Source organism: Pontibacter pudoricolor, from assembly GCF_010092985.1.
In the GTDB taxonomy this organism is placed as follows: Bacteria; Bacteroidota; Bacteroidia; order Cytophagales; family Hymenobacteraceae; genus Pontibacter; species Pontibacter pudoricolor.
The window spans coordinates 2763315-2778040 of record NZ_CP048106.1 but is presented as its reverse complement, the minus strand read 5'-3'; the positions used below and the strand labels follow the sequence as shown (position 1 = coordinate 2778040).

Genomic DNA, 14726 nt, shown 5'->3' with positions numbered 1-14726 from the left:
GTAAAAAGAGAAGTCTTTAGCCTTTTGTTTAACGTCTAACTCTATGGCAGGAAATCTTGCTTCTTATATAGACCACACCATACTAAAACCTGATGCTACAGAAGCGCAGGTGTTACAGGTTTGCGATGAGGCCCGCAACTATAGTTTTGCAGCAGTTTGTATACCGCCTTGTTATGTTGCTGCCTCAAAAGAGCGCTTGGCCGACTCTGGTGTAAAAGTGGCCACTGTAGTTGGTTTTCCGTTAGGTTACAATCACCCGAAAGTAAAGTTCCTGGAAACGCACCAGGCCATTGCTGACGGCGCAGATGAAATAGATGTGGTAATTAACATTTCGGCTTTTAAATCGGGAAAGTTCAGCGAAGTAGAAAATGAACTGAGCGAACTGGCTAAATACTGCCATTTAAAAGAGGCTGAACTGAAAGTGATCATCGAGACAGCATTGCTTACAGAAGATGAAATTGTAAAGGCCTGTGAGCTTTGTGTAAATGCTGGCGTGGATTATGTGAAGACATCAACGGGCTTTGCGGCTAAAGGCGCAACCGTAGAACATATAGAATTGATGCGCCGCGTATTGCCGGCACACATTAAAATTAAAGCAGCCGGTGGCATCCGAACATTCGAAGATGCGCAGGCGTTAATAAAGGCGGGCGCCGACAGGTTAGGTTGCTCGGCCAGTATTCAAATTGTTTCCCATGAACAGAATCGTTAGTTTTTTACTCTCGCTAACTATAGTTATTGCATCAGGCTGTGCGTCGTCGTCGGCAAAAAGCACTTCGGATAAAACTGTGAAGTCTGGTGGCAAAGATAAAGTGGTGGAAGACCTGAGTGTTTACCGCCCGACTTACCCGGCTGCTGATGCAGCTACAACTACAGCACGCGTGGAACCAACACACCACGTAAACGACAAAGTTGCTGTGCTGATGGATACGGTAGCAAGCGTGAATAAGAACATCAAATACGCCCAAGGCTACAGGATTCTGGCTTATAATGGTTCTGAAAGGCAAACGGTCATGGATCTTCGTAAGTCTATTGCAAGGCGGGTACCGGAAGTAAAAGATTATCTGACTTACAACCAGCCGAATTTCCGGTTAAAGGTTGGCGATTTTTTCAGCAGATTAGAAGCGCAGCAGGTGCTAAACCAGATCTCAGACCTGATACCAAATGCCCAGATCGTGCAGGATCAGATCAATATCAAGTAGAATAACTATAACAAACTATAAATGAAACGTTGCAGCCAAACAGGTTCGCAACGTTTTTTATTTTTGCTACCTTTAGTTGAGGAATGTAGTGACCGGCCAGGCTAGTAACAAACTATAGTTGGGTTGTCTGGCCCAACTGAACTTTCTGTCATTCTGTAAAGAAACTTGGTGGAAAGGAGGTTAAACCTATGCTACTGACGCACAAGATCCTTTCAGGATGACAAAAAATAGAGAACTTAAAGGGTTTATCCCTCGGGAGGCGTAGGCTCATCCTTCCCCTACAGCAATAGAACAAATGAACACAGCAGATAAAATAAAAGGACTGGCAAAAGCGTATGCACCCGATACGGTGCAGGTGCGCCGCCATATTCACGCTAATCCGGAACTTAGTTTCGAAGAATATAATACGGCAGCCTATATAAAACAGACGCTGGAAAGTTATGGTATAGTTGCTGAAACAATGGCGGAAACCGGCCTGGTAGCTTTAATAAAAGGTAAGAACCCGGAAAGGAGAACTATAGCGTTACGCGCTGACCTGGATGCTTTGCCTATAGTTGAAGCCAATGAGGTAGAGTATAGATCAAAAAAAGAAGGCGTGATGCATGCCTGTGGGCACGATGTACATACGGCGTCGTTGCTGGGTGCTGCGCGTATTTTACAGGAACTACGCAACGAGTTTGAAGGAACTATAAAGCTGGTGTTTCAGCCGGGTGAAGAGAAATTTCCGGGTGGCGCTTCCATCATGATAAAAGAAGGCGTGTTGCAGAATCCGGCTCCGGAAGGCATCATCGGGCAGCATGTGTTTCCGTTGTTGCCGGCTGGTAAAGTTGGTTTCCGGGCTGGTATGTACATGGCCAGTGCCGATGAGATCTATATAACCGTTAAAGGCAAAGGGGGCCACGCAGCCATGCCCGAAATGAACATCGATCCGGTGCTTATTTCAGCGCACCTTATAGTTGCTTTACAGCAGATCGTGAGCCGCCATGCCAGTCCGAAAACCCCGACAGTGCTAACGTTTGGGAAAATAGAAGCCAAAGGCGCTACTAACGTAATTCCGAATGAAGTGAAGATAGAAGGCACTTTCCGGACGATGAACGAGGTCTGGCGAAAAGAGGCGCATCAGAAAATAAAGAAACTTGCCGAAGGACTTTGCGAAAGTATGGGCGGCAGCTGCGATATCGATATTAAGAACGGTTATCCGTTCCTGCAGAACGACCCTGAACTGACTGGCAGAGCACGTACTGCTGCCGAACTATATTTAGGCGAAGAGAACGTTGTGGACCTTGACCTTTGGATGGGAGCCGAAGATTTTGCGTACTACTCGCAGGAAGTTCCGGCCTGCTTTTACCGGCTGGGTACCCGTAACGAAGCCCGTGGCATTATTTCAGGAGTGCATACGCCGACGTTTGATATTGATGAAACTGCCCTGGAAACAAGTATTGGCCTGATGGCTTTTGTAGCTCTGCAGGAATTAAGGTCTTAAACTATAGTTATGAGAAAGTTGCTGGTTTTAAGTTTATGTATGTTGCTGCTTGCCTGTACCTCAAAAGAACGTAAGCAAGAAGCGAAAACGCAGGAGGTAAGCACTAACATTATCAAGCAGTCAGTAAAGCAACATGCTTTCTCCGACCCGGCAACCAAAGATACTTTTAGAATTACACTGGAAGGCGATTCTGTACAGACAGCGGATGTGACTTTTGAGATCCATAGCAGTAAGGGTGAGCTCATATACCAGGAGAAGTTTGCTGCAATTGACCTGATAAATTATGACCTTCCGGAAAATGCAAGCCCGGCAGAGTGGGATAAGTTTATCCTGAACCGCATTGATACCTTTTTTGAAGAAAAGAATTTTGCAACTCCAGCTATAAAGTCGGGAATGGAATTTGACCCTTACTATGCGGATGAAACTGCCTGGGAGGATTTAAAAAGTGACCCAAACAGTATTGGCTTTTACTACCTGTTAGGGAAAGAAGATGGTCGCTGGATAGCTTATTCCAAAGCGTTACAAAAAGTGGTTATGTACTATAATTGCTGCTAAAACCCGGATGAAAAAACAACTCCTCGTACTCCTGTTGCTGTTGCCGCTGCTAACACAGGCGCAGAGTAAGCTTACCTTGCCAACCACGCTTTGGCCGGAACTACAACTGAGTGCCGGCTTAGGTGAAGACGGCTTGCTGTTTCTGCAGAACCAATACCACATTAACACCGACAGCCGCTACAACGATCTTAACGATTCCGGTTTGCTCAGTAACTTTGAGCGCATTGAATTGAGCCTGGGGTATGAGCATACCTTGTCGGAACACTGGCGGGGTGGAGCTATAGTTCGCCATGCAGCCGAGAACTTCCCAAAGTCGTTTTTCCTGTCACCGTTTATCAGGCACAATGGTAACCTGAAAAGCCTGTACTTTAACAAGCAGTTACTTTTCGAGTATGTGATACAGGATGAAATGGAGGCATTCGGCAACTTCAGGCTGACTGGCGAACTGGGCAAGCGATTGCCTCTGAAGAATAAATTTATCACACCATCTGTAAGCTACGAGGTGCTTCTTGTCTCTGAGTTCGGGAAGGAAGAAGATGAAAATGAAGAGAAACGTTTTGTAGACCGCACCCGCCTGCGCCTGAGCCTGAACTATGAGCTAACCGAAAAACTACGCATTAACCCCTACTTTATGCGCCAGACAGATCGCTACTATGTAATGGTGCCACCTGAGTTTGACGAAGACGGCCAACTGCTGCAGGAGGGCTATACAACTAAACGTAACCGCATCATACCTATAGTTGGGCTGGAGATAAAGTATACACTAAACCGGACCCCGGAAACTGCCAGTATTACTTACTAGGCTTTGTGTAACTGCTAAATAGTCAGGTGGTTAGCCGTGTTGGTGTTTTAAGCAGTGACAATGTTTCAGGATTAGTCAGGATTATTCTGTTGGCATATTTTTTACTGTCCTATAGTTGTAAATAGATTTCAGAACTATAAACAAACTATAAAAAGGAGGTAACTATGGCACTTAACAGGTATACAGGCATGGAAAACAACATGCCTCAGTCGTTCAGTTCTATGTTAGACAGATTTTTTAATGAGTCTGTAAACTCAAAAGGTTTAACCAGCTTTACACCGCACGTAGATGCCTGCGAAACCCAGAATGGCTATGAAATTGAAGTAGCGCTGCCAGGCATTCGGAAAGAGGATGTAAGCATTGATTTCCAGGAGGGCAGACTAACTATAACAGGGGAGCGCAGATTTGAAAAGAGCGAAGGTGATGGACGTCGCTACCAGATGCTGGAAACGCAATACGGCACTTTTAACCGCTCTTTCTACCTGCCAGACAATGTAAATCCGGATAAAATAAAAGCACGAATGGAAAATGGTATGCTCATGGTTTCTATCCCGAAAGATGAGCATAAAACTATGAAGCGACAGATCAACATCTCATCGGAAGAAGACAGGGACGAAACTACACCTACAAAACCTAAAAAGGCTAAAACTACAGAGAACGGAAAATCTGTAGAAGCCTGATAAAGAACTATAAGCAAAAAAGAGGCTAAAAAACTTTGGCCTCTTTTTTGTTGTTTATAACTTAGGTAACATGTTTCGCCAAGTGTAGTGTACTACCGTATACAACAATAGCGTTATACTATTCAATATAGCCTTACCTATATATTAACTTAAAACCATATTAACCTAAAAACCTTATTCTGTACATGAAGACTAAACAGTTTATCGTTGGCCTCACACTTTCTGCTTTATTGGGCGGTGGTGTTGCGGTAGGTAGCTATAAGCTGCTGGAAGACGACAATCAACAAAATACAAGTCAGGAAGAAACCCGCTACCCGAATGTTCGCTACACCAGCGAGATGCGCAGCAGCACCAATGCGGTACCCGAAGGACTTAACTTTATTAAAGCTGCACAGGTAACAACGCCGGCCGTAGTACACGTTATGACGGAGTACAGTGTCCGCTCATCAGAAAACTATAGCAGCCCGATGGATCCGTTTTTACGCGAGTTCTTTGGCGATGGCTTTGGCGAGCGTGTGCCACGTGGCCCGCAAATGGGTTCCGGCTCGGGCGTTATAGTGGCATCTAATGGCTATATAGTTACCAACAACCACGTTATAGACAGAGCTGATAAAATTGAAGTGGTGCTGGACGATAAACGCAAGTTTGAAGCGACATTGGTTGGTACCGACCCCAATACAGACCTGGCCCTGCTTAAAATAAACGCCGATAAGTTACCGGTTGTCCGTTATGGTAACTCCGATGAGCTACAGGTTGGCGAATGGGTGCTTGCCGTTGGTAACCCAATGAACCTGACCTCTACTGTAACAGCCGGTATAGTTAGTGCCAAAGGCCGTAATATAAATATACTGCGCACTAACCAGCGCGAAATGCCTCAGAATGGGGTAGATATGACCATTGAGTCGTTTATACAGACAGATGCTGCCGTAAACCCTGGTAACTCAGGCGGTGCACTTGTAAACCTGAACGGCGACCTGGTAGGTATTAACACAGCTATTGCTTCCCAAACAGGTTCTTTTGCCGGCTATTCGTTTGCCGTGCCATCTGCTATAGTTAGCAAAGTAGTGGATGACCTCCTGAAATATGGTGAAGTACAGCGCGCCTTGCTTGGGGCAAACATCCAGGAAATTGATGCAGCCTTAGCTAAAGAAAAAGGACTTAAGACCCTGAATGGTGTCTATATCGCTAAAGTAACAGAAAACAGCGGTGCCAAAGAAGCCGGCTTACAGGAAGGCGACGTGATTACCGCCATAAATGGGGTAGATATTAGTAAATCGTCGCAGTTGCTGGAGCAGGTAGCCCGTTACCGTCCTGGCGATAAAGTAAAAGTACAGTACCTGCGTAATGGAAAAGAGAAAACAGCGAACGTAACGCTGAAGAACCTGAATTCCAGCACCGAGATTACGAAACGTGCCGTTGCCAAAGCAGTAACATTTGATGGTGCTACGTTTGAGCCGGTAACCAAGCAGGAAATGAACAAACTGGGTATAGATGGCGGTGCCAAAATATCAGGTGTTCGTAACAGCAAATTCCGCGAAACAGGTATTAAAGATGGGTTTATTATTACCAGAATCGATAAATACCCTGTAAATGAGCCTGCTGATGTAGAAAAACACCTGAAAAGCTTTGAAGGTGGTGTAGTTTACATTGAAGGTGTTTATCCTGATGGCCTGAAAGCTTATTACCCGATCGGTAAAGGTTAAGAAACCGTTAACATTACAAACAGAAAGCTTCTGCAGCCTTGCAGAAGCTTTTTTATTTTTTAGCTTTGTATAAGATCAATTTGTTGGTCAGAACTATAGATCAGAGCTTTTCCTTATAAAAAGGAGAATAAAGTATAAAAAATCACAAAGTAAAAACTTATGAAACAGACCATAGATGAAATGCCGCTTAAACAGGATATAGCCGATGTGCTGCACCAGTTAGGTATCAAAGAAATTAACCCTGCTTATAGTACCGGCCTTGAGTGGGGCGGAAAAGAAGGGCGAACTACACGCGATATTCTTTCGCCGGCAGATGGCAGCCTGATTGCAACCGTAAACATGGCAACTGCCGAAGATTACGAGCAGGTGGTAACTACAGCGCAACAGGCTTTTAAAACATGGCGCACTGTGCCATCACCAAAGCGTGGCGAAATTGTGCGCCAGATAGGCGATAAGCTGCGCGAGCACAAAGAAGCACTTGGCAAACTGGTGAGCTACGAGATGGGTAAAATTCTGCAGGAGGGCTTAGGCGAAGTGCAGGAAATGATCGACATCTGCGATTTTGCAGTGGGTCTGTCGCGCCAGTTGCACGGCTATACTATGCACTCGGAGCGTCCGCAGCACCGCATGTACGAGCAATACCATCCGCTTGGTATAGTTGGCGTTATCTCAGCATTCAACTTCCCGGTAGCCGTTTGGAGCTGGAATGCGATGCTTGCCGGCGTGTGTGGCGATGTAACGATCTGGAAACCATCTGAGAAAACACCATTAACAGCGATAGCCTGCCAGCACATTATAAGAGAGGTGTTAGCCGAAAACGACCTGCCGGAAGGTATCTTTAACGTGATCATCGGCGATGCTGAAATAGGCAGCTTAATGGCTAATGATACAAGATTACCATTGATCTCGGCAACAGGCTCTACCAGAATGGGTAAGAAAGTAGGCGAAGCAGTTGGTGCGCGTTTAGGTAAATCGTTACTGGAGCTTGGTGGTAACAATGCCATTATACTAACTGAAAATGCCGACCTGGAAATGGCGATGAATGCGATCGTATTTGGTGCGGTTGGTACCTGCGGTCAGCGTTGTACCTCCACCCGCCGCCTGATCATCCACGAAAATGTTTACGAACAGGTAAAAGAGCGCCTGCTTAAAGTATATCCTAAACTGCCTATTGGCCATCCGCTGGACAGCACTACGCTGGTTGGACCGCTCATCGATAAGGATGCTGTAAAGGCTTTCCAGGGTGCTTTAAAACATGTGCAGAAGGAAGGTGGCAACGTGCTTACTGGTGGTGAGATCTTGTCAGGAGCCGGATACGAAACGGGAACGTATGTAACTCCAGCTATAGTAGAGGCCGAAAACCATTACGAAATGGTACAGGAAGAAACATTTGCTCCGATTCTTTACCTGATCAAATACAGCGGCGACGTGGAAAATGCGATCGAGTTACAGAATGGCGTGAAGCAGGGACTGTCTTCTTCTATCTTCTCAACCAACCTTCTGGAAACCGAAGCATTCCTGAGCCATTGGGGTTCTGACTGTGGTATTGCCAACGTGAACATCGGTACATCTGGTGCTGAGATTGGTGGAGCTTTTGGTGGCGAGAAAGATACAGGAGGCGGCCGCGAGTCTGGTTCTGATGCCTGGAGAATTTACATGCGCCGCCAGACCAACACAATAAACTATAGCCGCGAACTGCCATTGGCACAAGGTATCAAATTCGATATCATGGACTAAGACTTTTAAAATTGAAAGGGTTTTAGGATTAGGCTGAAACTATAGTTTGAGGCGAAATTAACGGATTAGCCAGAATGTAGAGACGCAATACCTTGCGTCTCCATTATGAAACTATAGGTATAAATTAAGAAAGGCCGTGTTTTGCAACTATAGCGCAGCGAGTCCGGAGGCTCTCACCCACTGTGCGGAACCGGGTAGATACCGGCGCCAGTTCTGAATCCTGTAAATCCTGATTCTGACAAAATATACTATAGAAGCCAGCCCTGCTACAGGGCTGGCTTTTTTTGTGAATACGGTGCTGCAACGTGGTAAACTATAGGTAGCGCCGAGGCAACGGAAAAATATCAGTAAAAATTTGCAACTTGATGCAACCTCACCTTAATGCTTTTGTCTTTAGTGTGGAAGTAGGGAGAAAGCAATGAAGGAGAGAAGGCGGCAAAGCCATTGATGACGTAACAAAAAAACAGAATAGCTAAACTGGAGTAACTTGGAGACATCTACTTATCAGGACGTAAACCAGCATGTAGTGGAACGGTGCAAGGGTGGCGACAACCGGGCACAGTACGAACTATATAAGCTATACTCCAAGGCCATGTTTAACGTGAGCATGCGCATCATTAACGACTACGCCGAAGCTGAAGATGTACTTCAGGAAGCCTTCATCAGCGCTTTTAAAAACCTACACGCCTATAAGTCTGAAGCCTCGTTCGGAAGCTGGCTCAAAAAAATAGTGGTAAATGCCTCTATCAATGCAATCCGGAAGCGCCGTGCAGAGTTGGTGCCCATGGATGAACGCGTAGCCGCCGAAGTAGCCGATGACATAAGCGAAGATGATGACACAGAATGGCAGGTGGAAAACGTGCGCCGCGCCATACAACGGTTGCCAGACGGGTACCGGGTTGTGCTGAGCTTATACTTGCTGGAAGGTTATGATCATGCCGAGATAGGAGAGATACTGGGCGTTTCGGAATCTACTTCTAAGTCGCAGTACAGCAGAGCCCGGAAAAAACTACTGGAGATTATGAGTGCGCCACATTTTGCGGCCTGATTAAACAAACAACAACGAAAATGAAAGATAGACTGAAAGATTTTGTAAGCGAGCATCGGGATGATTTCGATGTGTACGAGCCGCGGCCGGAGCTTTGGCAGGAGATCTGTCAGGAGATATCGGCGAAGCCCAAAGAGACTACCAAAGTAATTAAGTTCAGCTTTGGCGATAGTTTCAGCTTTAGTGGTAACATGGCTTTTATGCGGGTAGCAGCCGCTATATTATTACTTATAGGTTGCGGTCTTACGCTGTGGATAACCAAAGAGCGTACAGCCGATGGTAACTATACGATTGCCGCCGTAAACCAGCCCGCTATCAATAAAATTGCCCCTGAACTGGTAGAGGTAGAAGCCTATTATACCAGCCAGTTAAAAGATAAACGCGAAGAGCTGAGCGAATACGACATGAAAGTGCTCGGCCTGGATGAAAAACGCGATATAGACCGCGAAATAGCACGCCTTGACAGCAGCTACATTCAACTAAAAAAGCAATTACTAACAAGCCCTAACTCTGATAAAGTGATGAACGCCATGATCCAGAATCTGCAGCTACGGATCGAGGTGCTGAATCGCCAACTGGAAGTGCTCCAGAAAATTGAAAAACTCCAAAAGCAAACAACAACCGAAGAACCTTTAAGCAATGAAACTAATGTATAGATCTTTACGCTGCCTGGCCGTTATGCTTGTAATGGCACCTGCTATGGTACTCGGTCGCCAAGCGCCGGATATACCATCCCAGCCTGCACCCCCGGCTGCACCATGCCCTAACGGAGCTGTAGCTATAGTTATCCCGAATGTCAGAACTATAGTTGTACCTCACATCCGGACGAATGTGCAGCCAAATATTAACATACAACCCGCAGCAGGCGCTATGTACGATGCCGAAAAGCGGAAAACATTTGAGAAGACCTACAAAGTGAACAGCTCTGATGTACTGAACATCAGCAATAAGTTTGGCCGGGTGCATGTAAATACCTGGAACAAGAATGAGATAAAGGTGAAGGTAGATATGATCGCCAGGGCCGGGTCTGAAAGTAAGGTAAATGAGATGCTGAGCCGCATGAAAATTGAAGAGGGGAGAGAGGGCAATACCATCTCGCTAAGAACAGTCTACGAGCAGTCTAGGCTGTCGGGCCCAAGCTCATCAGAGATAAACTATACGATTTACATGCCTGAGAGCAATGCGCTTACTGTAAAAAACACCTATGGAGATGTATACCTGGCAGCCCTGAAAGGTAAAGTAAATGTTGATATGAAATATGGTAACCTGAAAAGCGACCGTATGGGCAACGCAGAAAACAATCTTAAATTAACGTATGGTTCTGGTAGCTGCGGCTATATAAACGGCGGCAACTTACAGATAGCGTATTTTGATATCAACTTTTCAGAAGCAAAAGATCTGAAAGGCTACAGTAAATACAGCGAGCTAACGATAGGCAAGCTGGGCGAAGAGCTAAACATGGATATGAAATACGGCTCGTTCCGCGTAAATAACATCAGCAGTAACGTTCGAAACATCAGGCTGGCAAGTACTTACCTTCCGATCTCGCTTAACTTTGCCGATAACTCTGCCTTTAACTTTGATGTAAATGTGCAGTATGGCGATTTTAAGGTTAACAAAGACCTGGTTAACCTTACCTCAATAGAAAAGGACTATACCTCTGCAGACTATAAAGGTCGGTTTGGCACAGCCTCGCCTAAAGCAGCTGTTTCCATCACCTCTAAGTACGGCGACGTAAGGTTTACCCAATAGATCTTCCTGTTTGTGTAATGTTGTTTTGTTATAGTTCAGAGCCGGCCAAGCGCCGGCTCTTTGCGTTTAGGTAGGGTATATTAGGTCACATTGCTTATATTTGACTATGGCAAACCAAAAAGAGATACTTAATTCATCCAAAGCCCCCGAACCGGTTGGGCTATATCCGCATGCGCGCAAAGTTGGCAACCTGTTATTTTTATCTGGTGTTGGCCCCCGCGAGCGCGGCACTAAAAAGATACCTGGTGTTGAACTGGACGAAGCCGGAAACATTACCTCTTACGACATCGAAGCTCAGTGCCGCTCCGTATTCCAGAATGTGCGTTACATTTTAGAAGATGCCGGCTCCGGTTGGGATAAACTGGTAGATGTAACCGTATTCCTGACAAACATGAAGGCTGACTTTGCGACCTATAACCGCATTTACGCCGAGTATTTTAAGGATAACCAGCCTTGCCGCACTACGGTAGAGATCAGCAGCCTGCCAACGCCAATTGCTATCGAACTGAAGTGCATCGCTACTATCTAACACATGCAGCATAATCCATCAGAGATCTATAGTTCGCGGGCAACCGCTTTTAAGCAACAGGAAACTATAGCCGCAGGCAAGGCATCGCGTGTGTCGTGGTTGCGCGTGTTCCTGTTTGTGGCCGGCGTTGCAGCAGCTTACCATTTCTTTAGTACCGGTAATACCCTGCTGGGTGCCCTTGCTATAGTTGTCGGGTATATGCTTTTTGTAGTTGTCATGCGCTGGCACACCTGCCTGGAGTATCAGCGACAACACCTGAGCTTACTGCACGAACTTAACCTCGAAGAACTGGACCGCCTGAAAGGTAACATCAGCAAACTCGAAAGCGGACGTGAATTTACAGATGATCATCACCCGTATACCTCTGACCTCGATATTTTTGGGTCAAACTCACTTTTCCAGCTTATAAACCGATCGGTTACAACTATAGGCAAAGCAAAGCTGGCAGCCTGGCTGCAACACAGAGCATCTAAAACGGAGATATTACAGCGTCAGGAGGCTGTGGCTGAGCTTGCCGGCACTACTGCTATAGATTGGCTGCAAAACCTGCTGGCAACACCACGGCACTATAAACACATACAGGAAAGTAAGGAGGATTTCTTTGCCTGGCTACAGGAGAACCGCTTCTACAGCAAACACACCTACCTGAAGCCCCTGATTTTTATAGTTCCTATAGTTACGCTGGTGGCTATAGTTGCGTGGTTTTATGGTTACTCCGGTTATCCGGCTGTTGGCTTACTGGTGGTGCAGTCGTTGTTGGCTTATAAGTACAGGATTGAGCGGGATGCATTTTACGACAACAGCATTGCTATCTACGAAGCCATGCAGAGCTATACAAAACAGTTGCAGCATATTGAACAACACCAGTTCCATGCCCCGATGCTCGTTGATTTACAAAAGCAGCTGCACGTAGGTAATGTAAAGTCATCCGTAGCGTTAGGCAAACTGGCTACCATCATCGATTTCTTTTCGTACAGGCTGAGCACGCTCATGGCTTTCTTCCTGAACACGATCCTGATGTGGGATTTCCTATGGATGTACCGGCTGGAGAACTGGCGCGACCGTTACCTGGAGCAGGTAAAAGGCTCTTTGGATGTGCTGGCCAATTTCGAAACTATAGCCAGCATAGCTGCGCACCAGTACGCGAACCCTGCACATGCCATACCAGAGATCAGTGATGTGCCTTTTGAGTTTACAGCGGAGCAGCTGGCGCACCCGCTTATTTTTGTATCGGAACGTATTGCCAATAGTTTTTCGATGCAGGGAGTAGGGCACACCATTATAGTTACCGGCTCTAACATGTCTGGCAAAACTACTTTCCTGCGGACGGTGGGTATAAACATGGTGCTGGCTTTTGCCGGTGCGCCTGTTTGTGCCCGTAAGTTGCGCGTTGCTCCTGCACAGGTTTACACCGCCATGCGCACTGTAGATAATCTTGCCGAAAGTACCTCGTCTTTTTATGCCGAACTGAAGCGCCTGCGTATACTGCTGAATATGACCGAACAGGGCGAACCCGTCTTCTATTTGCTGGATGAGATTCTGAAAGGTACCAACTCCCGCGACAGGCATTTAGGAGCCATGGCGTTGATTAGGCAATTGCATAACCGCTATAGTTCCGGCATGATCTCGACACACGACCTGGAACTTGGTGCTATGGAAGAAGAACTGGCTGGCAGCGTAGAAAACTATAGTTTTAATAGCACGATAGAAGGCGATAAAATCCTGTTTGACTATAAACTGCAACGCGGCATTTGCGGTAGTTTTAACGCTAGCAAACTTATGCAGTTGATGGGCATTGCCATTGAGGAGTAACTATAGTTTTATCGACAATAGAGTTTTTGACAAAGGACAAAAGAATTTTTAATTCCCCTCCTCGGAGGGGCAGGGGTGGGTTATTCTTGTCCCGATTTAAACATTAACAAAACTAACTAAACAGCACATATAAACTATGAGAGTAGTAGCAGACATCCCAAATCCACATGTAAAGATCACCTTACATTCTTATAACGGAAAGTATATCCTGAAACTGGAGAAAGCCAACCTGGAGCAGATCTACAAAATTGAAGAAACCGAAGTGAACGGAGATGAAGGCGCCCTTGCCTTACTGGATGATGAATTTATTGAAGCTGTGGTGAATCGCTTCGTAGATATGCGCGATGCGTTTGTGAGTACAGTGAGAAGGAATGGGTAATTATTAATCTATTTAAACTCCTACTATTATTTTCTGAAATCTGTGTTCAATGATAATTTATATCCCAATTAGAGGGCCTGAAATACCTAAACTTAATAGTGAATTTGAAAGGTTTCTCAAAGACTTTCATGAACTCTCAGAGACTGACCAAATTAGAGAGTTAATAGATTATGAAGTAGGGCATCAATATATTGCTAGCCTTAGCTTTCATATAATTGACACTTCAATTGAAGGAAAGGTAAATAAAGAAATAGAACTTATATCAGAAGGATATTCTTTCTTTAGAGTTGGAGCTACTAATACCTTTATTAAAATTGAATTAAACTTAGTATATACTATAGATGATAAAATTTTTGCTGAAATAAAAGCTGATAATATCATTTCCAAATTGTCTTTATTGATTAGCTTAACTTATGCAACTAAAGTAGATTTTTTGGAAGGTGTGATTCTTTCAAATGATCATTCATATTTAGGTAAAAGCGAAATACTATTAAGTACAATTGATTATGCATATGAACATGCTTTAAAGGTTGGTTGGCCAAAAATAACAACTTTAGAATTGTCTAAGACTTTAGCTTGGTTTAAGGATAATAGTTTGCATACTGATGGTTGTAGTAAAAATAAACTTCATAGGGCTATTAATGCTTTCTCATATCAGTTTTCAGCTTTGCACGAGCATGACACCTCTATACTTTTTTGGACAGTGTTAGGAATAGAAGCTCTTTTGGCTGAAGGTAATACAAATATCATGAATCAAATAAAGATTAAATCTTCAATTATACTTGGGCAACCTTTAGATTATAAGAAAAAACTAGATAAGCTATACAACTACAGATCAAGATTTGTACATGGAGAAATCAACTTTCCCCCTAAGTTTAGTGATGACTACGATAACTTTGAAATTGAATACTGGGATTACCTCCATTTCGCAACATCTATATTAATATCCCTGATAAGGTATCTGATTAGTGAAAATAAGGTCGAATATAGATTTGAATATTCTCTTTCTAATTGAGCAGCATATTGCATATAAAATAAAAAAGCCCG

General features: G+C 44.8%; 15 protein-coding genes. All 15 read left to right on the top strand.

Going from position 1 to position 14726, the window contains the following annotated elements; translation table 11 throughout:
- The first annotated feature begins 43 nt into the window (after positions 1-43).
- Positions 44-709 (top strand): deoxyribose-phosphate aldolase, encoded by a 666-nt coding sequence (deoC, locus tag GSQ66_RS11890; protein WP_162427679.1) that lies wholly within the window; start codon positions 44-46, stop codon positions 707-709.
- Positions 693-1199 (top strand): sporulation protein, encoded by a 507-nt coding sequence (locus GSQ66_RS11885; RefSeq protein WP_162427678.1) that lies wholly within the window; start codon positions 693-695, stop codon positions 1197-1199. The genes deoC and GSQ66_RS11885 overlap by 17 nt, the downstream gene beginning before the upstream one ends.
- A 295-nt stretch (positions 1200-1494) precedes the next feature.
- Complete coding sequence (locus tag GSQ66_RS11880) at positions 1495-2682, top strand: M20 metallopeptidase family protein (protein WP_162427677.1); 1188 nt, start codon at positions 1495-1497, stop codon at positions 2680-2682.
- A 9-nt stretch (positions 2683-2691) separates the two neighbouring features.
- Positions 2692-3237, top strand: coding sequence for a hypothetical protein (locus GSQ66_RS11875; RefSeq protein ID WP_162427676.1), 546 nt, complete (start codon positions 2692-2694; stop codon positions 3235-3237).
- 7 nt (positions 3238-3244) lie between these two features.
- Positions 3245-4039, top strand: coding sequence for a DUF2490 domain-containing protein (locus tag GSQ66_RS11870; protein WP_162427675.1), 795 nt, complete (start codon positions 3245-3247; stop codon positions 4037-4039).
- 164 nt (positions 4040-4203) lie between these two features.
- Complete coding sequence (locus GSQ66_RS11865; RefSeq protein WP_162427674.1) at positions 4204-4719, top strand: Hsp20/alpha crystallin family protein; 516 nt, start codon at positions 4204-4206, stop codon at positions 4717-4719.
- Between the two features lie 185 nt (positions 4720-4904).
- Positions 4905-6422: a Do family serine endopeptidase gene (locus GSQ66_RS11860; protein ID WP_162427673.1), complete on the top strand. Its 1518-nt coding sequence runs from the start codon at positions 4905-4907 to the stop codon at positions 6420-6422.
- Positions 6423-6581: 159 nt separating this feature from the next.
- Positions 6582-8159: an L-piperidine-6-carboxylate dehydrogenase gene (amaB, locus tag GSQ66_RS11855; protein ID WP_162427672.1), complete on the top strand. Its 1578-nt coding sequence runs from the start codon at positions 6582-6584 to the stop codon at positions 8157-8159.
- 487 nt (positions 8160-8646) lie between these two features.
- Positions 8647-9207, top strand: a complete 561-nt coding sequence (locus GSQ66_RS11850; protein WP_162427671.1) for an RNA polymerase sigma factor — start codon at positions 8647-8649, stop codon at positions 9205-9207.
- A 20-nt stretch (positions 9208-9227) separates the two neighbouring features.
- Positions 9228-9863, top strand: coding sequence for a hypothetical protein (locus tag GSQ66_RS11845; protein ID WP_162427670.1), 636 nt, complete (start codon positions 9228-9230; stop codon positions 9861-9863).
- Positions 9856-10959: a DUF4097 family beta strand repeat-containing protein gene (locus GSQ66_RS11840; RefSeq protein WP_238395659.1), complete on the top strand. Its 1104-nt coding sequence runs from the start codon at positions 9856-9858 to the stop codon at positions 10957-10959. The genes GSQ66_RS11845 and GSQ66_RS11840 overlap by 8 nt, the downstream gene beginning before the upstream one ends.
- Positions 10960-11065: 106 nt before the next feature.
- The gene (locus GSQ66_RS11835; protein ID WP_162427669.1) at positions 11066-11488 is read left to right on the top strand and encodes a RidA family protein; all 423 of its coding nucleotides are present in this window, start codon (positions 11066-11068) and stop codon (positions 11486-11488) included.
- 3 nt (positions 11489-11491) lie between these two features.
- Positions 11492-13300 (top strand): MutS-related protein, encoded by a 1809-nt coding sequence (locus GSQ66_RS11830; protein ID WP_162427668.1) that lies wholly within the window; start codon positions 11492-11494, stop codon positions 13298-13300.
- A gap of 136 nt (positions 13301-13436) precedes the next feature.
- Positions 13437-13679, top strand: coding sequence for a hypothetical protein (locus GSQ66_RS11825; protein WP_162427667.1), 243 nt, complete (start codon positions 13437-13439; stop codon positions 13677-13679).
- A 49-nt stretch (positions 13680-13728) separates the two neighbouring features.
- Positions 13729-14694, top strand: coding sequence for a HEPN domain-containing protein (locus GSQ66_RS11820; RefSeq protein WP_162427666.1), 966 nt, complete (start codon positions 13729-13731; stop codon positions 14692-14694).
- The last annotated feature ends 32 nt before the right edge of the window (positions 14695-14726 follow it).